At 73.1% G+C, this 20,497-nt stretch carries 16 protein-coding genes; 2 read left to right on the forward strand and 14 right to left on the reverse strand.

Annotated elements, in window-relative coordinates:
• Window positions 1–43 precede the first annotated feature (43 nt).
• Window positions 44–1,207: a cysteine desulfurase family protein gene (locus ACFYWM_RS16410; RefSeq protein WP_389914981.1), complete on the reverse strand. Its 1,164-nt coding sequence runs from the start codon at window positions 1,205–1,207 to the stop codon at window positions 44–46.
• 113 nt (window positions 1,208–1,320) lie between these two features.
• Between ACFYWM_RS16410 and ACFYWM_RS16415 the strand changes: the two genes are divergently transcribed.
• Both ACFYWM_RS16415 and ACFYWM_RS16420 read left to right on the forward strand, forming a co-directional pair.
• Entirely contained in the window at window positions 1,321–1,827 is a 507-nt protein-coding gene (locus ACFYWM_RS16415) for a TetR/AcrR family transcriptional regulator (RefSeq protein ID WP_389914984.1), read from the forward strand.
• A 195-nt stretch (window positions 1,828–2,022) separates the two neighbouring features.
• Window positions 2,023–3,225 carry an MFS transporter gene (locus ACFYWM_RS16420; RefSeq protein ID WP_389914987.1) on the forward strand — a complete coding sequence of 401 codons (1,203 nt, stop codon included), beginning with the start codon at window positions 2,023–2,025 and terminating at the stop codon, window positions 3,223–3,225.
• Between the two features lie 79 nt (window positions 3,226–3,304).
• Here the strand turns inward: ACFYWM_RS16420 and ACFYWM_RS16425 are convergent, their stop codons facing one another.
• From ACFYWM_RS16425 to ACFYWM_RS16485, 13 genes are all read right to left on the reverse strand, one after another.
• Window positions 3,305–4,258, reverse strand: coding sequence for an electron transfer flavoprotein subunit alpha/FixB family protein (locus ACFYWM_RS16425; RefSeq protein WP_389914989.1), 954 nt, complete (start codon window positions 4,256–4,258; stop codon window positions 3,305–3,307).
• Window positions 4,259–4,276: 18 nt separating this feature from the next.
• The gene (locus ACFYWM_RS16430) at window positions 4,277–5,059 is read right to left on the reverse strand and encodes an electron transfer flavoprotein subunit beta/FixA family protein (protein WP_389914992.1); all 783 of its coding nucleotides are present in this window, start codon (window positions 5,057–5,059) and stop codon (window positions 4,277–4,279) included.
• A gap of 346 nt (window positions 5,060–5,405) precedes the next feature.
• Window positions 5,406–6,809, reverse strand: coding sequence for a protein kinase (locus tag ACFYWM_RS16435; RefSeq protein ID WP_389914995.1), 1,404 nt, complete (start codon window positions 6,807–6,809; stop codon window positions 5,406–5,408).
• A gap of 88 nt (window positions 6,810–6,897) precedes the next feature.
• Window positions 6,898–8,901, reverse strand: coding sequence for a protein kinase (locus tag ACFYWM_RS16440; RefSeq protein ID WP_389914998.1), 2,004 nt, complete (start codon window positions 8,899–8,901; stop codon window positions 6,898–6,900).
• Window positions 8,901–11,141, reverse strand: a complete 2,241-nt coding sequence (locus ACFYWM_RS16445) for a protein kinase (RefSeq protein ID WP_389915001.1) — start codon at window positions 11,139–11,141, stop codon at window positions 8,901–8,903. The genes ACFYWM_RS16440 and ACFYWM_RS16445 overlap by 1 nt, the downstream gene beginning before the upstream one ends.
• 131 nt (window positions 11,142–11,272) lie before the next feature.
• Window positions 11,273–11,812: a YbaK/EbsC family protein gene (locus tag ACFYWM_RS16450; RefSeq protein ID WP_389915004.1), complete on the reverse strand. Its 540-nt coding sequence runs from the start codon at window positions 11,810–11,812 to the stop codon at window positions 11,273–11,275.
• A gap of 73 nt (window positions 11,813–11,885) precedes the next feature.
• Window positions 11,886–13,568 carry a flavin monoamine oxidase family protein gene (locus ACFYWM_RS16455; protein WP_389915006.1) on the reverse strand — a complete coding sequence of 561 codons (1,683 nt, stop codon included), beginning with the start codon at window positions 13,566–13,568 and terminating at the stop codon, window positions 11,886–11,888.
• Window positions 13,569–13,688: 120 nt separating this feature from the next.
• Complete coding sequence (locus tag ACFYWM_RS16460) at window positions 13,689–14,531, reverse strand: M55 family metallopeptidase (protein WP_389915009.1); 843 nt, start codon at window positions 14,529–14,531, stop codon at window positions 13,689–13,691.
• Window positions 14,528–15,751, reverse strand: a complete 1,224-nt coding sequence (locus tag ACFYWM_RS16465; RefSeq protein ID WP_389915011.1) for a DUF6395 domain-containing protein — start codon at window positions 15,749–15,751, stop codon at window positions 14,528–14,530. Before ACFYWM_RS16465 ends, ACFYWM_RS16460 begins: the two co-directional genes overlap by 4 nt.
• Window positions 15,748–16,203 (reverse strand): hypothetical protein, encoded by a 456-nt coding sequence (locus ACFYWM_RS16470; protein WP_389915014.1) that lies wholly within the window; start codon window positions 16,201–16,203, stop codon window positions 15,748–15,750. Before ACFYWM_RS16470 ends, ACFYWM_RS16465 begins: the two co-directional genes overlap by 4 nt.
• Window positions 16,204–16,291: 88 nt before the next feature.
• A complete protein-coding gene (locus tag ACFYWM_RS16475; protein ID WP_389915017.1) occupies window positions 16,292–17,062 on the reverse strand; it encodes an enoyl-CoA hydratase/isomerase family protein in 771 nt (256 codons plus the stop codon).
• 102 nt (window positions 17,063–17,164) lie between these two features.
• Window positions 17,165–18,256 (reverse strand): glycosyltransferase family 4 protein, encoded by a 1,092-nt coding sequence (locus tag ACFYWM_RS16480; protein WP_389915020.1) that lies wholly within the window; start codon window positions 18,254–18,256, stop codon window positions 17,165–17,167.
• A gap of 100 nt (window positions 18,257–18,356) precedes the next feature.
• The gene (locus tag ACFYWM_RS16485; RefSeq protein WP_389915022.1) at window positions 18,357–20,477 is read right to left on the reverse strand and encodes a glycogen debranching N-terminal domain-containing protein; all 2,121 of its coding nucleotides are present in this window, start codon (window positions 20,475–20,477) and stop codon (window positions 18,357–18,359) included.
• Between the last annotated feature and the right edge of the window lie 20 nt (window positions 20,478–20,497).

Raw genomic sequence — 20,497 nt, forward strand, 5'->3', positions numbered from 1 at the left:
CGCCGGGGCCCACCTCGTCGATCCGGGAGGCCCCGGGCACCGATCAGCTCAGGCCCGCGCGGCGGGCGCGTTCGACGACGAGGCCGATGACCTCGGCCAGCCGGTCCACGTCCGCCTCTGTCGAGGTGTGACCGAGGGAGAAACGCAGCGAGCCGCGTGCCCGGAACCCGTCGGCGCCCATCGCGAGCAGCACGTGGGAGGGCTGCGCCACCCCCGCCGAGCAGGCCGAGCCCGTCGAGCACTCCACCCCCTTGGCGTCCAGGAGCATGAGCAGGGCGTCGCCCTCGCAGCCGGGGAAGGAGAAGTGGGCGTTGCCGGGGAGGCGGTTCACCGGGTCGCCGTTGAGGATCACGTCGGGCACCGCCTGGCGGACCCGGCGGATGAGATCGTCGCGGAGCCCGGTCAGCCGGGCGGAGTTCTCGGCCTGCCGGGCCACCGAGGCCCGTACAGCCGTGGCGAACCCGGCGACGGAGGGGGCGTCGAGCGTGCCGGAGCGGACGTCGCGCTCCTGCCCTCCGCCGTGCAGCACCGGCACCGGGTCGACGCCCCGGGCGAGCAGCAGGGCGCCGACGCCCATCGGGCCGCCGACCTTGTGCCCGGAGATCGTCAGCGCGTCGACCCCCGAGTCGGCGAAGACCACGGGGAGCTGGCCGACGGCCTGGACCGCGTCGGTGTGGAAGGGGATGCCGTACTCCCCGGCGATCGCGGCGAGCTCGTGGACCGGCTGGACGGTGCCGACCTCGTTGTTGGCCCACATGACGCTGACCAGGGCGACCCCGGCCGGGTCACGCTCGATGGCGTCGCGGAGGGTCCGCGGGTGCACCCGGCCGAGCTCGTCGACCTCCAGCGGCTCGACGGTCGCGCCCTGGTGGGCGCTGAGCCAGTGCGCGGGGTCCAGGGCGGCGTGGTGCTCCACCGCGCTGATCAGGATCCGGCCGGCGCCACCGGCGCGACGGGCCCAGTACAGGCCCTTGACGGCGAGGTTGTCGGCCTCGGTGCCGCCCGCGGTGAAGACGACCTCGCTGGGCCTGGCGCCGAGCGCGGCGGCGATGGTCTCCCGCGACTCCTCGACGACCTGGCGGGTGCGACGGCCGGCCGCGTGCAGGGAGGACGCGTTGCCGACCTTGCCGAGTTGGGCTGTCATCGCCTCGATCGCCTCGGGAAGCATCGGCGTGGTCGCCGCGTGATCGAGATAGGCGGACTTCACGGCCGCATTCCCCTCCCCCAACTCGCTGTCAACCTTCCAAGCGTATCCGCGCCCGTGGAGAGCCCGATCCCCGGAGTTGACCACTAAACCGTCCAGACGGTACAGTAACCGGCATGAGACGGGAAGAGCTGTTGGACGCGGCAGAGGATCTGCTCTGCGACCAGGGCTCCCAGGCGCTCACCCTGGCGACCGTCGCGGAACGCGCCGGATGCAGCAAGGGCGGCCTGCTCTACCACTTCGGTACGAAGGAAGCCCTGATCAAGGGCATGGTCGAGCGGCTGATCGAGGAGTTCGACGAGCTCGTCGCGGCCCAGGGCCACGACACCTACACCAAGAACTATCTGGCGGCCACGTTCGCCGCCGTGCGGAGCGGCAGGCTGCGGCGCTGGGCCGTGGTGACCGGGGCCTCCGGCAACCTCTATCTCCTGGCGCCGCTGCGGGAGGCGATGGCCCGCTGGCACCGCGAGGGGCTCGACAGCGAGCCCGACCCGGAGGCCGCGCAGATCGTGCGCCTGGCCTGCGAGGGCCTGTGGGACGTGGCGAGCCACGACCCCGACCTCTACGACGCCGAGCACTTCGAGGTGCTGAAACGGCGTCTGCTGGCCCTGCTGCCCGCCTGACGACACTGCCCGCTTGACCACCCGGTGACAACCCCGGCGCCTCGACGCGCCGCCCGGCGGGCACCCGTCTGATCATTCACCTGACCAGGGGAAACACTCACAAAGATTGGTGGTCGCTTTCGCACGCGCGAAAGCGACCGGTTTCAATGTGCCCGCTCCCCGGTTTGTCAAAACATTTATTGAAGGGATTGAGTCATGACCCGCGACCTGAGAGCGGCTCGAACCGGAGCGGTTCTCACATTCGTGCTCGCAGGCCTGCTGTGCGGATCGATGACCGTGCGCATTCCGGCGCTCTCCGACAAACTCGGACTCTCCGCGGCGTCGGTGGGTGCCGTCCTCCTCGTGTGGGGGCTGGGAGCGCTTATCACCATGCAGTCGATGCGCGGGGTGATGACGCGCTTCGGCAGCCGGAGCATTCTGCGGGTCGCGGCTCCCCTGACCGCGACCACCCTGGCGCTGCTCGCGGTGGCGCCGTCGTTCCCCCTGGCGCTGGCCGCGAGCGGCCTGTTCGGCATGGCGTTCGGCGCGGTGGACGTGGCGATGAACGCGCAGGGATCGACGGTCGAGCGCGCCTACGGGCGTCCGCTGATGAACGGCATGCACGCCGGCTGGTGCGTGGGGGCGATCTCCGCGGGCCTGCTGGGCACCGCGGCGATCGCGGCGGGACTCTCGATCACGGTCCACCTGGCCCTGGTCGCCCTGCTCGCGCTCCCCGTGGCGGTCCTCGTCAGCCGCTCCTACCTGCCCGACCCGGTCACGGCCGGCGGCCGTTCCGCCGGGGGCCGGGGCACGGCACGGCGCCGGATGCCCCCGGTGGTCTACCTTCTCGGCGCGATCGCCTTCTGCGCGTTCATGGTGGAGGGTACGGTCGCCGACTGGAACGGCCTGTACCTGCGGAACGTGCTGGGCGCGCCGGAGGCGCTCGCGGCGCTGGGGTATCCGATCTTCGAGGCGGGCATGCTGGCCGGGCGTCTCACCGGTGACCGTGTCCGGGCCCGCTTCGGCGCCCGCGGCATGATGGTCGCCTCGGGCCTGGCCACCGCCGCGACCTTCGGCGTGGTCCTCGCGGCCCCCACGGCGCCGATCGCCCTCTCGGCGATGCTGTTCGTGGGCGTGGCCGTGGCGACGGTCTCGCCGATGGCCATGTCCCTGGCGGGCGGTGCGACCGGCGACCCCGGACCGGCCATCGCCCAGACCGGCGCGATGGGCTACGCGGGACTGCTGCTCGGCCCCGTGATCATCGGCTTCCTCTCCGACCTGGTCACGCTCAGGGTGGGCCTCGGCATCGCCGTGGTGCTCGGCGTCCTGATCGCCGTGGCCGCGTGGTTCCTGCCCCGCTCCCGCGCGGTCGTCGTCCCGCTGGAGACCACCAGGCGCGAGCTCTCCGTCGCGGCCTGACCCCGGCGGGCCCGCGAACCGGCAGGGGGTACGGGCACACCGTGCCCGTACCCCCGAATACGCCGTGACCCCGGCCGGGTCACTTGCGCTTGGTGACCTCCTGGGTCAGCTGCGGGACGATCTGGTGCAGGTCGCCCACGACGCCGTAGTCGGCGAGCTCGAAGATCGGCGCCTCGGGGTCCTTGTTGATCGCGACGATCGTCTTGGCGGTCTGCATCCCGGCCCGGTGCTGGATGGCCCCGGAGATGCCCGCCGCGATGTACAGCTGCGGCGAGACGGTCTTGCCGGTCTGGCCGACCTGGAACTGGTGCGGGTACCAGCCGGCGTCGGTGGCGGCGCGGGAGGCGCCGACGGCCGCGCCGAGCGAGTCGGCCAGGTCCTCGATGATCGAGAACTTCTCGGCCGAGCCGACACCCCGGCCACCGGAGACCACGATCGCGGCCTCGGTGAGCTCCGGGCGCGCGCCCTTCTCCTCCTTGACCCGCTCCACGATCCTGGCGCCCTTGGCGGCGTCGGACACGGTGAAGGTGACGCGCTCCTCGGTGCCCGCGCCCGCGGCGGCCTCGACCGGGGTGGCGTTGGGGCGCACCGCGACGATCGGGGTGCCCTTGGTCACGCGCGACCGGACGTTGATGCCGCCGCCGAAGATGGACTGGTCGGCGACCAGGCCGTCCTCGATGCCCACGACGTCGGTGAGCACACCGGAGTCGATCTTGATGGCGAGACGGCCGGCGATCTCCTTGGCCTCGGCCGTCGCGGCGACGAGCACCGCGGCCGGTGACCTCTCACCCACGAGGTGGGCGAGCAGCTCCGCCTTGGGGGCCACGACGTAGTCGCTGACCTCGGCGGAGTCGGCCAGGTAGATCTTCTCCGCGCCGTACTCGGCCAGCCTGGCCTGGGCCTCGGGAGAGTAGCCCGCGCCCGTCCAGACCGCCGCCGGGGTGCCCAGCTTCCTGGCGAGCGTCAGCAGCTCAAGGGTGACCTTCTTGACCTGGCCCTCGACGTGCTCGACCAGAACGAGAATCTCGGACATTGCAGCTAACCCCCGCTCTCAGACGAACTTCTTCGACGCGAGGAAGTCGGCGGCCTTCACGCCACCGTCGCCCTCGTCCTTGACGACCGTGCCCGCCGCGCGCGGCGGGGCGACCGCGAAGTCGGCGACCTCGCTCCAGGAGTTGGCCAGGCCCACCTGGGAGGCGTCGATCCCGGCGTCGGCGACGCCGAGCTTCTCGACCGGCTTCTTCTTGGCGGCCATGATGCCCTTGAAGGACGGGTAGCGCGGCTCGTTGATCTTCTCCACGACGGAGACGACGGCGGGCAGCGAGGCCTCCACCTTGTCGTAGCCGTAGTCGGTGACGCGCTGGATGGAGATGGCGTCCTTGCCCTCGATCTTCACCTGGTTGGCGAAGGTGAGCTGCGGCACGCCGAGGCGCTCGGCCAGCATGGCGGCGAGGACCCCGGTGCGGGCGTCCGTCGACTCCGAGCCGAGCACGACCAGATCGAAACCGATCTTCTTGAGGGTCTGTGCCAGGGCGTGGGAGGTGCCCAGGGCGTCCGAGCCGTGCAGCGCGTCGTCCACCAGGTGGACGGCCTTGTCGGCACCCATGGCCAGGGCCTTGCGGATGGTGTCGCTCGCCTTGGCGGGGCCCATGGTGAGGACGGTCACCTCACCGCCGTGGGCCTCCTTCAGGCGGAGCGCCTCCTCGACCGCGTATTCGCACAGCTCGTTGATGACGCCGTCGGCGGCGTCGCGGTCGAGCGTATTGTCATCGGACTTCAGCTTGCGCTCGGTCGCCGTGTCGGGGACCTGCTTCACGCAGACGACGATGTTCATGGCCGGTGGCCGACCTCCCGTGTTCGCCTGCGCCACCGCGTCGCTGCGGTTGACGCCGGATGCGGTACGTGCACGCGGGGTACGTGCACGCGCTGCCAAGACTGCCAGGTGCCCTCGGGCGGCGTGGCAGCGGGTGGCCCGGTCGGTACGTGCCCGCCCCGGCCCCCCGCAATTATGTTACCCGTCGGTAGCTTAGGTGCAAACCGCCAGGTTGCACGGCTTGCGCCGCGCGGCCGTAACCTTCCCCGAGGACCGCCACCCCTACCTTACCGAACTATGTTCCGGTATTCGCGTGCGGGTTCCGCGCCACGCGCACGCCCCCGCCCCGACTCAGGCCCCGGCCCGCTCAGCTGGCCACCAGGATCGCGATCAGGACGAAGAGGACGGTGCCCAGCGCGAGCGCCAGGGTGAACGTGCTGAAGAACGTGCTGAGGGCCGCCCCCAGCGCGACGGCCCCGGCCCCGGCCGCGAGGTCGAGGATCATGCGCCCCCGGTCCCGGCGGGCGAACAGGGCGATGCCCGCGTCCACGAGCATCACCGAGCCGTACCCCGTCAGGAGCAGCAGCGCCACCTCGGGCAGCGGTTCCCTCGCGGTCGCGGCCATCAGGGAGACGAGCAGGCCGGTGCCGACGACCCAGCGGCGGTGCAGGACGGCCCTGCGGCGCTCGCGGGCCTCCTCCGGCGAGGGCCTGCCCGTCGTCGGGCGCGGTTGCCCCGGCCGCCACTCGCGGGTGCCGAGATCCCGCATCCCGGTGTCCGGGGAGTCGCGGGGCCGCCTGGCCTTCGGCACCGGAAGGTCATGGGACCGGGGGTGCGGGAGCCCCGCGAGGTCCGGGGTGTCCGCCTCCGCGAACGGCGGGGGGTCGCGGAACGCCGCCGCCCGCCGCCACCCGCCCTCGGCCCGGGCGGCCTTCCAGGATTCGGCGGGGGTGCGGTGCTCCCCGGCCGGCCGGATGACGGGGGTGCCGCCCACCCGCGCCAGGAGCTCGTCGGCGGGCGGCCGGGCGGCGGGATCGCGCAGCAGGCACTCGCCGAGCGTCGGCCCCAGCCACCCGGGAACGCCGTCGAGGTCGGGAGGGTGGTGGACGACGCGGTAGCCGATCGCCGACGCCGGGCCGGTGCCGTAGGGGTGCCGCCCCGTGGAGGCGTACGCCAGCGTCGCCCCGAAGGCGAAGACGTCGGCCTCGGAACCGGCCTCGGAACCCTCCAGCACCTCGGGCGCCAGGTAGCCGGGCGTGCCGAGCACGGCCCCCGAGGCGGTGACCGAGGGCGAGTCGAGCGCGGAGGCGATGCCGAAGTCGATGACGACCGGCTCCCCGTCGGTCAGGATCACGTTGGCGGGCTTGAGGTCGCGGTGCACCACCCCGGCGGCGTGCACGGCGGCCAGGGCCTCGGCCAGGCCGCGCGCCAGCCGTACGAGCGCGTCGCCGGAGACCGGCCCGTCGGCGGCGACCAGCGCGCCGAGCGGGCGGCCCTGCACGTAACGGGTGACCAGATAGGGGCGGGCCCCCTCCAGGGAGGCGTCCAGGATCTCGGCGACGCGGGGGCCCTGGACCAGCCGCATGGTCTCGACCTCGCGGGACAGCCTGGTCAGGGCCGTCTCGTCGGCCGCGACATGCGGGTGCAGGATCTTGACCGCGACCGTGCGGCCCTGGGGGTCGAGCGCCAGGTGGACCTCGCCGAAACCTCCGGCGCCCAGTCTCGACAGCAGGCGGTAGGGGCCAAGACGTTCACCGTCCGGCGCAACCATGCGACTCCTTCCGGCGGGTCCCCTCCATCGTGCCGCAGAGAGGGCCGTCGCGCACCGGTCGGCGGCCGGGAAACACCCGGCGGGACCGTTACTTCCAGAATGTCAGGAATCCCAGGCCGAGGCTCTTCATCAGCTCGTCGAAGAGGCCGCCGACGAGGTCGAGCACGCCCATCGCGCCCTCGTTCGCCGACTGCCGCCACTGCGCCGTGAGGCTGTCGACGACGTCGGTCGGGTTGCGCCACGGGGAGAAGGACGGGACCACGCTGAACGCCGCCATCACCGCGAAGAACGCGAGCGTGCCCAGCACGATCGTGGTCACCATGCCCGCGCCGGGGCTCCGGATGACCCCGCTCAGCGTACGGGCGACGGCCTTGCGGGGCTTGCCGCCACCGGGCAGCACGAACAGCCCGGCCACGAAGGCACCGGCGGCGTAGGCGGCGGCGAAGTTCTTGTTCATGTCGCCCGCGTAGACGAGGAACCCCCACACGCACATGCCGAACATGGCGGACAGCACCGCGCTGACCACCGTCCCGAACGCGGACCTGATCAGCGCCCACGGGGTGCCGAGCACCGCGAGCAGGGGGTCGCCGGCGCTGCTGCCCCGGATGGAGCGACGCTGGGCCAGGTCGCCGAGCAGGTGCTCGCCCACCCGCAGGCACAGCGCGGCGACCAGCGCGAACGCGCTCACCACCACGGGCAGCACGCAGGCCAGCGCCACCAGGATCGTGAGCAGCAGCATCGAGGCCAGCGGGTGGGCGGCCCGGTAGCGCTCCTGCGGAGGGGTGCGGGGCGCGGGCACGGGCGCGGGCCGGTTCCGGTCCTGGGTGGGGGCCTCACGCCGCGCCTGGACCGGCGGCGGGTAGGGCCGCGCCTGGCCGGTGGGCGGCGGCGCGGGATACCCCGCCACCCGCTGGTCGGCGAGGGGCGGCGGGGCCGCGGCCCTGGCCTGCGCCGAGGGCGGCGCGGGGACGTAGGGCGGCGGCTTGGCGGCCGGGACGTACGGGGGCGGGGCCGTCGCGGCGGACCCCTGGCCCTGCTCCTGCCTGGGCCTGCGCTCGCGCCGCTCGGGCTTGGCGTACTCGACCGGCGGGAGCAGGTCGGAGTAGGTGGCGTCCTGCGGCAGCGCGCGGGTGCCGTCGCGCGGCGGCGAGGAGGGCGAGGCCGGTGCGGGAGCGGCCTGGGACGAGGACGTGGTCTGGCCGTCCAGGACCCGGGTGCCGTCGGCGTTGAGGACCTTCGTCCCGCCCTCGATGATGGAGGTGGGCGGCGTCTCCTGGAAGGCCGTCACCCTCGGGTCGAGGGCGCGGGCCATCCGGTGCAGCTCCGGCGCGGACGGCCGGGTGACGGGGTCGACGGCCAGGGCCCGCCGCAGCCAGCCCCGCAGCCACGCGGGGGCCAGGTCGACGTTCGCCCGGCCCTCCATGATGTTGAAGCAGACGACCTCGAAGCTGCCCGTGCCGAACGGCGGCTTGCCGGTCGCGCCGAAGAAGACCGTCGAGGCCAGCGCGTGCACGTCGGCGGCCTGGGTGATCTCGGAGTCGCGGATGATCTCCGGGGCGAGGTAGCCCGGGGTGCCGACGAACATGCCGGTCTGGGTGAGCCGGGTCGCGTTGACCAGGTGGGCGATGCCGAAGTCGATGACCAGCGGGTCACCGTTGACGATCATCACGTTGGACGGCTTGAAGTCGCGGTGGATGACGTCGGCGGCGTGGATGGCCACCAGCGCCGCGCACATGCCCTGCGCCAGCCGGATGACCTCGTCCGCGGGGAGCGGGCCGTCCTCCAGGACGGTCTCCTCCAGCGTGCGCCCCGGCGCGAACCTGGTCACGATGTAGGGCTGCTTCGCCGTCAGCTCGGCGTCGAGCACCTCGGCGACGTGCGGGCTGCGCACCCGCCGCATGGTCTCCACCTCGCGGGTGAGCCGGTCGCGTGCCTTGAGGTCGGCGGCCACGTGCGGGTGCAGGACCTTCACGGCCACCTCGCGCCCGTCCTCGTCGAGCCCGAGGTGGACGACGCCCATGCCGCCCTCGCCGATCTTCCTGAGCAGGCGGTACGGACCCAGCCTCTCGGGCGCCCGCGTGTCCCCGGTCATCACGCCGCCTTCTTTCGTAGGTCCTTCAGTTCCTGCACCACCGTTTCGACGTCGACCGGCGTCCACACCGCCTGCCGTGCCTTCTCTCCCACGGTGCCGATCGCCAGGAAGACCATCAGCGCCGCCACCGCCGCCAGCCCCGCGGCGGCGATGATGGCCGCGCCGCGTGACGGCAGCAGTGATGCCAGCGTACGTCGCATCTGGCGGCTTGGGCCTTCCACGCCGGGTCCGGCGCACACGGTCCAGAGCGCGACGGCCACGCCCCAGCTCAGCGCGTTGGTCGCCGGCATGCCCCCGACCAGCACCGTGAGCAGGAGCGTCACCGGCAGGCCGAGGATCAGCGCGTACGGCACGAGGGCGATGGTGATTCCGATGGACTTCAGGAGCGCGGCCGGCTGGACGAGCACCCGGAAGACGTCGGCCGCGGCCTCGCCCGCGCCCCTCCTGCCGTTGAACGCCGGCTGGGCGATGTCGGCGGCGCGCAGCAGGATCGCGACCGGGATCGCCAGCGCGGCGACGACCACCGGGGCGATGACCGCCGCGCCCGTCATGACGACCAGCATCAGCACGCTCGCCACCCCGTACGCCTTGGAACGCTGCAACGCGTGTCCCGGACGCTGGCCGGGGTGGAGCGCCGACGGCACGGGCTGCTGGGGCTGTTGCTGGGGCTGGGGGTGCGGATAGGGGTAGGGGGGCGGGGTGGCGGGGGTGCGGACGTGCGGGGTCCGCTGCTGGTCGAAGGGGGCCTGCCGCTGCGGGTAGGGCGGCGGGGGCTGGCCACCGGGCAGCGGTGACCGGCCCTGCTGACCGTGCTGGCCCGGCTGTGCCTGCTGACCCGGCTGTGCCTGCTGACCGGGCCCGCCGGGGCGGCCCGGCTGGTCGGTGTACTGGCGGATGTATTCCTGCAGGTCCTGGGGACGGACCCGCTGGGTGGGGATGTCGCCGTCGGAGACCGGGGCCGTGGCGCCGTCGTCGGCCCGCGCCCCCTGCCGGTCGCGGGCGGCGGGGGTCTGCTGACCGGGGACAGGCCCCGGGGCGGGCCCCCGGGTGGGGACGTCCTCGGGGGCGAGCATGCCGGTGGGCAGGTCGTACGCCGCCTGCTGGGCCGCCGCGGCCTGGCGCAGTTCCTCGGGCGTCACCCGGCGGGTGGGCCACGGGTCGGGCTGCTCCTCGCCGAGCAGCGAGACGTACTCCTGGGGCTGGGCGACGGGGGCCGGGGGCCAGGAGGTGGGCTGCCGGCCCGCGGGGCGCGACGCCACCGGGGTCGGCACGTCGCCCGGCCCGCCGGTCTCGGGGCCCTGGCGCCCGGGGACGCGCGGGCCCGGGGCACCGGGGACACTGGGGGCACCGTGGGGACCGGAGGCGCGGGAGCCGGTGACGGGGTCGTCGAACTCCGAGACCGTGGTGATCTCGTCGGGCACCCGGGACCTGGCGGGGCCGGTGCCGCTGCTGGGCAGCAGGCGCGCCACCTGTGCCGCCAGCTCGGCGGCGGCGGGCCGCCTCGCCGGGTCGCGCTGCAGCGCGGCCCGCAGGACCGGTTGGAGCGCCTGGGGGACGGCGTCGACGTTCGCCTTGCCCGCGGTGATGTTGTAGAAGATCATCTCCAGCGTGCCCTTGCCGAAGGGCGGCAGGCCGGTGGCGGCGAAGACCAGGGTGCCCGCCCAGGCGTGCACGTCGACCTCGGGCCCGGCCTCGTGTCCCTCGATGATCTCGGGGGCGAGGTAGCCGGGGGTGCCGATGAACATGCCGGTCTGGGTGAGCCTGGTGGCGTCGACGGCCTGCGCGATGCCGAAGTCGATGAGGACCGGCTCGCCGTCCAGGATGAGGACGTTGCCGGGCTTCAGGTCGCGGTGGATCACCCCGACCGAGTGGACGGCGGCCAGCGCGGACGCCACCCCGTGCGCGACCCGCAGCAGCGCGGGCAGCTCCATGGGGCCGTCCTGCTTGATGACCTCGTCCAGCGGCCTGCCCGCGACGTAGCGCGTCACGATGTAGGGGCGGTGACCGGTCACGTCGGCGTCGAGGACCTCCGCGATGTACTCGCTGCGCACGCGGCGCATCGTCTCGACCTCACGCGAAAGACGGCGGCGCGCGACGTCGTCGCCCGCCACCTCGGCGCGGAGGACCTTCACCGCCACCTGCCGGCCCTGCGGGTCGACGGCTAGGTGGACCACGCCCATACCGCCCTCACCGAGCCGCCGTAGCAGCCGGTAAGGGCCCAATCGGTCGTCCTGATTCATGGCATGAAGCACCATATCGGCTTAGACCTCGCCCACGAGATGAACCATCGGGCCACATTTTCCGACTGAATAACGTTCACAGAACCCCGACGGTTTCCCGATTCCCGCTATCACTTAATCTCATTTCCGCTTCAGTTGGCCAGGTGGAGAACCTGCGCCGTCTTCAACCCGGCCAGCAGGGAGCCGGGAACGGCCAGCTTGGAGCGGCGGACGCCGCTGCCGATCACGACCCCGGGGTGGGCCGCCACCGCCTCGTCGACGAGCACCGGCCAGTCCTCGGGCAGGCCGAGCGGGGTGATCCCGCCGTACTCCATGCCGGTCAGCGCGACCGCGTCGTCCATCGGCGCGAACGAGATCTTCCGCGCGTCCAGGTGGCGCCGGACCACCCCGTTGACGTCGGCCCTCATGGTGGCGAGCACCATGCACGCCGCGTAGCGGATCTCCCCCGCGCGCCTCGCCGCCACGATCACGCAGTTGGCCGACTCGCCCAGGCCCACGCCGTAGCGCTCGCAGAAGGCGGCCGTGTCGGCCAGCTCCGGGTCGATCTCGGCGACGGTCACCGTGCCGAGCCCCCCGAGCCCTCCGAGCCCTCCGATCGCCCGCGCCACCGGCTCGGCCAGCAGGTCCGGCCGCTCCGCGGCACCCGTCCAGTCAAGTGTCCCGATCGCCATCGCCGTCTCGCCTCCCTGGGAATTCCTTCGGGGATTCTCTCGCACCGGAGACCTTACGGCGGCGGGGTGACACTCAGGAGGTCGTCTGGAGCGCCCGCCGGTGCAGATCGGTGACCGCCCTCCTCGCGGACTCCATGGCACCGGCCTGCCAGGCGGTCAGGTGCGTGAGCCAGTCGCCGGCGAGGTAGACCCGGCCCGCCGGGCGCTGCAGCAGGTCGAAGGCGGCGTCGAAGGAGGGCCAGCTCGCCCAGCCGCCCTCGATGTACGGCTGGCGCTTCCAGGCGATCGAGACGCTGGAGCGCAGCTCGGCGCGGTACTTCTCCCCGTGGATCTTCTTGCCCTGGGTGAGCGCGCGGTTGCGCCGCTCGCGGTGGGACAGGCCGGTGTACGCCTCGGCGTTCTCCTCGACGTTGTAGTAGCCGACCACCAGGCCGCCCTCGGAGTGGAAGCCGTAGGAGGGGTACCAGATGTGAGTGATGTCCAGGTCCGTCTCGGAGGCGCCGCCGTAGATGCGGTCGTCGATCTCCCACCAGCGTCTCCCGTACTCCAGCCCGATCTTGCCGGCGGAGACGGGCACGGGCGTGCGGAGCGCGGCGGTGACCGGGGCGCCGAGGTTGTGCGGCAGGCGCGCGAGCAGGTGGGGCGGCATGGTCACGACGCAGTAGTCGGCGCGCACGACTCCGTTCCCTTCGCCGTCCCGGTAGGTGACCTCCACGCCGTCGGCCAGGTTCCTGATCCCGGTGACCGGCGTGCCCGTCCTGATCCGGTCGCGGCCGACCGCGTCGGCGAGCGCCTCGGTGATGGCGTCCATGCCGCCCACCGGCTGGAACATGGGCATGACCTGGTCGTAGCCGAAGTCCATGGTGACGTACCTGCCGGTGCCCGCGGCGAGCACGTCGCGCATCGAGGAGGCCGGGCCCACGGGGACGCCCTCGCCCACCCCGGGGTAGGTCTCGAATCCCCGCCGCCTGGAGTCCCGCCGGTAGGCGAGGTCGGGGCCGAGGTCGCCGAAGCGCCGCAGGAACTCCGCCAGCCGCTCGCGGTCGTCGGCGGTGAGGCGGCGGTTCAGCGCGCCCGCGTTGCTCGCCTTGGCCAGCAGCTCCGCGACGTAGCCGTACAGGTCCGCACGGGCCGCGCGCGCCCGGGCCGGGGCGGCCATGCCCCGCGTGTAGACGTACGCCGAGGCGTTGTTGTTGACGAAGATCTCGACGGGGACGCCCAGCTCGCGGCAGTAGTCCATGGTGACCATCCAGGGCGCGATCCGCGCGGCCCCCGCGTTGAAGTAGACGCCCTCCGCGAACTCCGCGGTCTGCGTCTCGCCGCCCAGCTCGTCCAGCCGGTCGCCCGCGCGCAGCGTGAGGTTCCTGCCGCCCACCCGGCCGGACGCCTCCAGGACCGTGCAGTCGTACCCGGCCTTGCCCAGCTCGTAGGCGCAGGTCAGCCCGGCGACGCCCGCGCCGATGACGACCACCTCGGCCGCCGCCCTGCCGGTGAGGGAGAAGTCGGAGCGCTGCGGGGGCGTGAAGTTCCTGTCCTGGGACTCCGGGACGAGCCCGAGCGCGCCCATGGCCGCGAACATGGCCCCGGCGCCCCCGGCCGCGCCCACGCCGACCAGCAGCGCCCTGCGCGTCAGGCCGCCTCCCTTCGCGGACGCGGCTTTCGCGGGCGCGGTCTCGGCGGTGGGTGCTTCGGCGGTGGGGGTCACCGCGCCGGGAGCGGCGTCGTCGGCCCGCGCGGGGCCCGTCTCGTCACTCATGGGGGTCGTCAGGGGACATCGGGCACCGTCGGGTCGAGGAGGGTCGTGAGGGCGAGGAGAGGCGTCGGGTCGAGGGGCCCTGGGCGGCGGGCGGGGAGGACATCGAGGGGGATCGGGAGGTCAGCCGTACGCGCCGCTGCCGCAGGCGATGTGGCCGCCGATCGTGGCGAAGATCCCCAGCAGGGCCATGATCTGCGAGAAGTCGTCGGTGGTGAACTCCGTGTGCCGAGGGCCCGCCGCCGTCACGCCGGGGATGATCGCGCATCCGGCGGCGATGGCGGTGGAGTTCCACTCGACGCCGAGGGTGAACGGCGGCTCGGGGGCGCAGAGGCGGAAGTCGGCCACCCGGTCGAGCGCGCGGGCGGCGGCCTCGCGGATGCGGGCGTGGGCGACGGCGGGCGGCAGGAGCTCGGCGGCGAACCTGTCGACGCCCTTCTTGACCGCGACGGTCTCCACGTCGCCGAGCAGCTCCCTGGCCTCCTCGCAGACGGCCTCGTCCCCGGTCACCAGGATCACGGGGACGCCGAGCGTCCCGGCGAAGGAGGCGACGAGACGGGTCTCCCCGCAGACCTCGCCGTTGAGGTAGACGTTGTGGATCTCCTTGCCCATCCAGGTGTGGTTGAGCACCCCGTGCTGGACGCCGGCCCGCGCGTGGTAGCCGACGAAGCAGGCCGCCCGGTGGCTCGCGTCCAGCCCCTGCCCCATCCGCAGCGGCTTGCCGGGGCCCCGCAGCAGGGTCGCCCGCTCGTCGAGCAGGTCGATCCTGAGGTTCTTGGTCGAGCCGTGGGCGTCGTTGACGCGCACGGCGGTGGCCCCGGCGTCGAACACCCCCTCGACGGCCGCGTTGGCGTCGCCGGTCATCAGCTCGCAGCCGCGCTCGTAGCCCCGGCCCCCGGCGTGCATCTCCTCGGGGTCGGTCAGGCCGGTGACCCCTTCCATGTCGACCGAGAGATAGACCTTCACGTCATCCCCCAGGTCTCGACGCGACGCGCCTCTTCCTCGCTCATGAAACCGATCTCCCCGTCCACGAAGTCGTGAACCTGCTTGCGCCACGGTTCGGGGATCTCCGCGACCGCGGGCGGGTAGCAGCGGTCCAGCCAGGCGGTGGAGGACTCGGTCGCGCCGAGGTACCGCGCCGCCGCGGCGAAGACCGTGTCCTCGATGCCGGGCACCCGGGCGCAGCCGTACTCGATCATCTCCTGCCCGCCGTACGGGGGCGGCTCCTGCCACTTGCGGGCGACCGGGCGGCCCGCGGTGATCGTGGTGCGCAGCGGGCGGCGCTCGACGGCGGCCTGGATGAGCTCCTTGTACAGGCACTTGCCGCAGGTCCCGCAGGGGCCGCCCACCCCGCGCAGGCACCAGCGGAGCTGCTCGCGCAGATCGGAGTTCAGGGCGAGCCGCATCGTGACGGCCTCGCTCACCCCGCCCACCGGGAGCACGATGTGCAGCCCGGCGGCGGCGAACGCCCGTCCCCAGGCGCCGTGCGGGGCCCACATCAGGTTGTCGGGCGTGTAGCGGTGGATGTAGCGGGCACCCCCCAGCCAGCGCGACCCCAGCTCGTAGCCGAAGGCCAGGCCGCCCAGATCGAGCTCGTCGGCCATGAGCAGCGCGCCCGCGGCGACCGCGTGGTGCTCGGGGTAGCCGGGCCGGGGCTCGGCGAGGGTGAACTCCAGGTCGGAGCGGACGACGGTCAGCTCGCGGCCGGTCTCCTTCGCCAGCGAGGCCAGCACGTCGGAGCGGTAGTGGGTCCACCGGTTGGGCACGCGCGGGTGGGAGACCCGCTGGAAGTGCACGAACGGCGCGTCGGGCAGCATCGCGGCCACCGCGACCGAGTCGGCCCCGCCGCTGTAGGAGATCGCCAGCCTGCCCCCGGAGCGCGGTCGCGTACCGGTGGGACCGGCCTCGATCCCCCAGCCGTCGCCGATCGCCCCGGCGAGCTCCGGCGAGATCGGCCGGTCGAAGGTGACGCGGCGCCGGGTCCACGGCGCGACCACGGTCCACGCGGTGAGGGCGAGCAGGTCCGGGTGGATGTCACGCGGCGCCCGGGGCAGCTCGACCCTGAAGGTGTTCGTGGCCAGCTTCAGGGCCGCGCCGTCGGCGCAGTGGCCGGTGACGCCGTCCTCGGGGTCCAGCCGGAACTCCAGGCGCCAGGTGCCGCCGTCGGCCGTCCAGGCCACTCTCACGCCGTCTCTCCCCTGTCTCCCCTGCCCGCCGTGCTCACCGTGCCCGTCGCGCGCCCGGTGCTCCCTGCGCCCTCCGCGCCGCCCGCGCCGCCCGCGCCGCCCGTGCTTCCCGTGTCTCCTGGGCCCGTCGCGCCCGCGGTGGCGCGGTCCACGGCCTGCCAGAGCAGCACCTCGTTCTGGAGCACCCCGTCCAGCGCGACCGCGGTCTCCTGGGCGAGCCGGTGGGTGTCGTCCCAGCGCTTGGCCCGCGCCGGGTCGAGTTTGACCCCGGCCACCCGCGAGCGGAGCTCGACGACCTCCGCGCGCAGCGCGGTGACCTCCCTGGCCAGCGTCTGGACCTCCCAGAGCGCGTCCTTGACGTCCTGCCTGTGGTCGGCCCTGGAGATGTACCGGGAGTCGAACCAGCCGAGAACCGCCCGCCGCAGCGGGGCGGGCACCAGCGCACGCTTCACCAACCGCACCATAACCCGGCACGATACCGGCATTCCTCGATCATCCAGGACCAATCCCCCACAAGCTCCACCTCGACCGGCGAACGGATCAGCGACCGGTGAACTCGGCCTTCGACTTCTCGGAGAAGGCCCGCATGCCGATCCCCGCGTCGTCGGTGGCGAACAGCCCGGAGAACTGCAGGCGCTCGATCTCCAGGCCGGTGTCGAGATCGGTCTCCAGGCCGCGGTCCACGGCCTTCTTGGCGGCGCGCAGCGCCAGGGCGGGCCCTCCCGCGAACCGGGCGGCGTACGCGAGGGCCTCGGTGTACACGTCGTCGTCGGGCACGACCCGGTCCACCAGGCCGATGCCCAGCGCCTCGGCGGCGGACACGTGGCGCCCGGTGAAGATGAGGTCCTTGGCCCTGGCCGGGCCGACCAGCCGGGGCAGCCGCTGGGTGCCGCCCGCCCCGGGGATGATGCCCAGCAGGATCTCGGGCTGGCCCAGCTTGGCCGACTCCCCGGCGATCCTGACGTCGGCGCACAGCGCCAGCTCGCAGCCGCCGCCGAGCGCGTAGCCGGTCACGGCCGCGACGACGGGCTTGCCGATCCTCGCGACGGCGGTGAAGCAGTCCTGCAGGGTCTGCGAGTGGACCGCCATGTCGGCGTACGACATGGCGGCCATCTCCTTGATGTCGGCCCCGGCCGCGAAGACCTTGCCGCCGTAGAGGACCACGGCGTTCACGTCGTCGTCGGCGTCCACCTGCCGGGCGCACTCGGCGATCTCCAGCTGGACCTGCCGGTTGAGCGCGTTCATCTTCGGCCGGTCGAGCCTGATCGTCGCGACCCCGTCGGCCGCCTCCACCCGTACGAACTCGCCCATGGACGTCCTTCCGCCTTCCGCCGGGAGCCGCGGGCCGCGCCGCGGTCCACCGTGCCGCGATCCCTGTCGATCCCGGCGCCGCGAACCACCATAGGGCGCGTCTCAGTTGACGGGCGTGGCCAGGTCCCTGCTCTCCCCCGCGCTCCGGCCCGCGGGCTCCCCCACCCGCCTCGGCAGCCCGGCGATCGTCCTGCGGTAGATCGCCTCGTACGCGCGGGCCATCACCTCCACACCGAAGAAGCGCTCCACCCTGGAGCGGCAGGCACGCGGGTCGAGCGCGCCCGCCGCCTCGATCGCGGCGGGCAGCTCCGAGGGGTCGCTCCGGATGAACCCGGTGACCCCGTCCACGACCACCTCGGGCACGGCGCCCCTGCAGAGGGCGACCACGGGCGTGCCGCAGGCCATGGCCTCGATCATGACCATGCCGAACGGCTCCTCCCAGACGATCGGGAAGATCAGGCACCGGGCCGCCCCCAGCAGCTCGTGCTTGCGCGCGGTGCCGGCCTCGCCGACGTACTCGGCGTCGGGGCCGAGCCGGGGCCTGACGTACTCGTCGAAGTAGTCGTACTCGATCTTCTCGGTGAGCTTTCCGGCGAGCAGGATGCGCCGTCCCGCGGCGCGGGCGGCGTCGATGGCCAGGTGGGCGCCCTTGTCCTCGTTGAAGCGGCCCAGCCACAGCGCCCAGTCCTCCTTGCGCTCCCTGAAGGGGAAGGCCGTGACGTCGACCGCGTTGTGGACCACCCCCGCCCAGTTGAGGTCGGGGGCGACGCGCCGCTGGGCCTCGGAGATGGCGACCATCGAGACGGCCCCGCCCAGCACCCGGTAGTACTCGCCGTACTCGCCCCCCACCTCCCCGTGGCAGGTGATCACCGTCGGGACCGCCTGCGCGGGCGCGGTCAGCGGCCCGGCCAGGGTGTGGTCGTGGATCACGTCCACCACGAGCTTCGAGGTCATCGCGTACGCCTTGGCGGCGTGCAGGACCTCGGGCAGCGGCTCGCCGATCCGCTCCGAGGGCGCCCGCCCGTAGGTGCTCAGGAAGCGCGCGGAGGTCCCCGCCCGCCCGGCCCCGATCAGCGTGACGTCGTGCCCGCGCCGGGTCAGCCCGGTGACGAGCCCGGCCACCATCGACTCGATGCCCCCGTAACCCCGGGGCGGCACGTCGTACCAGGGCGGCGCGACCATCAGGACACGCATGCCCTCCGACCATCCCGGGACATTTCTGGAAGAAACCATGGCCACCTCACTGAAAAGACACCGAAAAGACACGGAACCTGGGAAAACGCGGGAGAGACGATCAGTGGGCCCGCCGCAGGGCGGCGGTCAGCGGGCTGCGCGGCTCGTTGATCAGGGTGACCCCCTCGGGCAGCCCGGTCACGACGGCGCCGTCCGGGCCGACCTCGATCGTGACCCTGGAGCCCGCGAGCGGCAGCCCCTGGATCCGCAGGCCCTCCAGGTTGACGGGGTCCAGCCACACCCGCCCGTACGGGATGCACGGCTCGAAGCGCAGCAGGCTCCTGACCAGCTGGACGGGGCTCGCCGCGGCCCACGCCTGCGGGGAGCAGGAGGTGGGGTAGGGCACCGGCCAGGTGAACTCGCTCCGGTCGAACCCGCAGAACAGCTCGGGCAGCCGCCAGCCGAAGACCTCGGCCGCGTCCAGCAGGCCGAAGGCGAGCCGCTGGGCCTCGTCCGTGAAGCCGTAGCGCATCAGCCCGGCCGCGATCAGGGCGTTGTCGTGCGGCCAGACCGAGCCGTTGTGGTAGCTCATCGGGTTGTAGGCGCCCATGGTGGTGGCGAGGGTCCGCACCCCGTACCCGGTGAACATCTCCGGCGAGAGCAGCCGCTCGGCCACGCGGGGGGCCCGGTCCTCGTCGACGATGCCGGTCCACAGGCAGTGGCCCATGTTGGAGGCGAGGCTGTCGACGGCCCGGCCGGCGCCGTCGAGGCCGATGGCGTAGTAGCCCCGGTCCGGCAGCCAGAAGCGCTCGTTGAAGGCGTCCCTGAGGCGTTCCGCGCGGGCCGTCCACTGCTCCTCCAGGACGCTGTCGCCCGCCTCGTGGGCGAAGTGGGCGCGGGTGACGTAGGCGGCGTAGACGTAGCCCTGGACCTCGGCCAGGGCGATGGGAGGGCTGGCGATGGTGCCGTCGGCGAAGTTGACGCCGTCGAAGGAGTCCTTCCAGCCCTGGTTGATCAGCCCGTGGTCGGTCTTCCTCCGGTAGGACAGGAACGGGTCGGCCGACCTGCGGATCCAGTCGAGGGCGGCGTCGACGTGCGGCATGAGCCCATCGACGGCCTCCCCGTACATGCCCCACCGGCGCAGCTCGCCCATCACCATCACGAACAGCGGGGTCGAGTCCACCGAGCCGTAGTAGGCGCGGCCCGCGTGCGGCGAGGCGCCGGTCCGCGTGCCGAAACGGAGCTCGTGCAGGATCTTGCCCGGCTCCTCCTCGGTGAGCGGGTCGTCGACGGTGCCCTGCAGCCTGGCCAGGCGCCTGAGGGTGCCCAGCGCCAGGCACTGGTCCATCTGGAGCGCCATCCAGGAGGTCAGCAGCGAGTCACGGCCGAACAGGGTCATGAACCACGGCGCGCCCGCGGCGATCGTCGGCGGCTCGTCCGGCTTGCCGGACTCGAAGAGCCGCAACGCCCCGAGATCCTCCTTGGAACGCTCCAGCACCTGGGCCAGGACGCGGTCGGAGGTGACGATGTTCGGGCTGAGGCGCTCCCAGTCGGCCCGGCGCCTGGCGGGCGCGGCGTGCTCCAGGGGGTGGTGGGTGGAGAACCACGCGGGCGACTCCTCGCCCTCCAGGATCGGGTTGACCTGCAGGCTGGCGGTCCACTCGCCCCGCGCGGGCACGACGACGCGGAAGATGAGCATGCCGGGCACGGCGAACGGCGCGGGATCGGCCACCACCCTGGTGCCGCGCGAGCGGCAGGCCGAGACGATCAGGAGCCCCGTCCTGTCGGCCGTCATCTCCACGTCGGCCACGTGCCTGATCCGGCCCGCCTTCACCTCGAACAGGTCGGCCACGTCGGAGGCGACGTGGATGTCGACCACGCACCCGGCCGGTTCGCCGCCCAGGTTGCGCAGGGTCAGGTCCTCGCGCAGGCCGCCCCCGACGTAGCGGTCCCTGATGATCAGCAGGCTGCTCTCGGCCCGTCCGGGGCGGGGGGCCGCCTTGCTGAGGAACGTCGCGTGGTACGGCTCGGCGGGCAGGACCCCGAGGTCCTCCACCGGCGTCTCGTCCACCCTCAGCTCCCAGCGCGACAGGATCCGGGTGTCGGCGTGGTAGACCCCCTGCGCCCCGCCGGGGAGGATGTCGCCGTTACGGGCGCACACGCAGAAGGAGCCGCCCTCGACCAGCGTGACCGTGGTGTCGCCCAGCGCGCCCGGCTGGCCCTCGAACGTCCATGCGTCCACTGTTCTCCCCAGGATGTACG

It is taken from the genome of Streptosporangium sp. NPDC002721, assembly GCF_042888905.1.
Lineage (GTDB): Bacteria > Actinomycetota > Actinomycetes > Streptosporangiales > Streptosporangiaceae > Streptosporangium.

Bases quoted from the DNA above. Each gene is read 5' to 3' on its own strand.
- ACFYWM_RS16415 (WP_389914984.1), top strand. From the start codon at position 1,321: ATGAGACGGGAAGAGCTGTTGGACGCGGCAGAGGATCTGCTCTGCGAC.
- ACFYWM_RS16420 (WP_389914987.1), top strand. From the start codon at position 2,023: ATGACCCGCGACCTGAGAGCGGCTCGAACCGGAGCGGTTCTCACATTC.
- ACFYWM_RS16425 (WP_389914989.1), bottom strand. From the start codon at position 4,258: ATGTCCGAGATTCTCGTTCTGGTCGAGCACGTCGAGGGCCAGGTCAAG.
- ACFYWM_RS16430 (WP_389914992.1), bottom strand. From the start codon at position 5,059: ATGAACATCGTCGTCTGCGTGAAGCAGGTCCCCGACACGGCGACCGAG.
- ACFYWM_RS16435 (WP_389914995.1), bottom strand. From the start codon at position 6,809: ATGGTTGCGCCGGACGGTGAACGTCTTGGCCCCTACCGCCTGCTGTCG.
- ACFYWM_RS16440 (WP_389914998.1), bottom strand. From the start codon at position 8,901: ATGACCGGGGACACGCGGGCGCCCGAGAGGCTGGGTCCGTACCGCCTG.
- ACFYWM_RS16445 (WP_389915001.1), bottom strand. From the start codon at position 11,141: ATGAATCAGGACGACCGATTGGGCCCTTACCGGCTGCTACGGCGGCTC.
- ACFYWM_RS16450 (WP_389915004.1), bottom strand. From the start codon at position 11,812: ATGGCGATCGGGACACTTGACTGGACGGGTGCCGCGGAGCGGCCGGAC.
- ACFYWM_RS16455 (WP_389915006.1), bottom strand. From the start codon at position 13,568: ATGAGTGACGAGACGGGCCCCGCGCGGGCCGACGACGCCGCTCCCGGC.
- ACFYWM_RS16475 (WP_389915017.1), bottom strand. From the start codon at position 17,062: ATGGGCGAGTTCGTACGGGTGGAGGCGGCCGACGGGGTCGCGACGATC.
- ACFYWM_RS16480 (WP_389915020.1), bottom strand. From the start codon at position 18,256: ATGCGTGTCCTGATGGTCGCGCCGCCCTGGTACGACGTGCCGCCCCGG.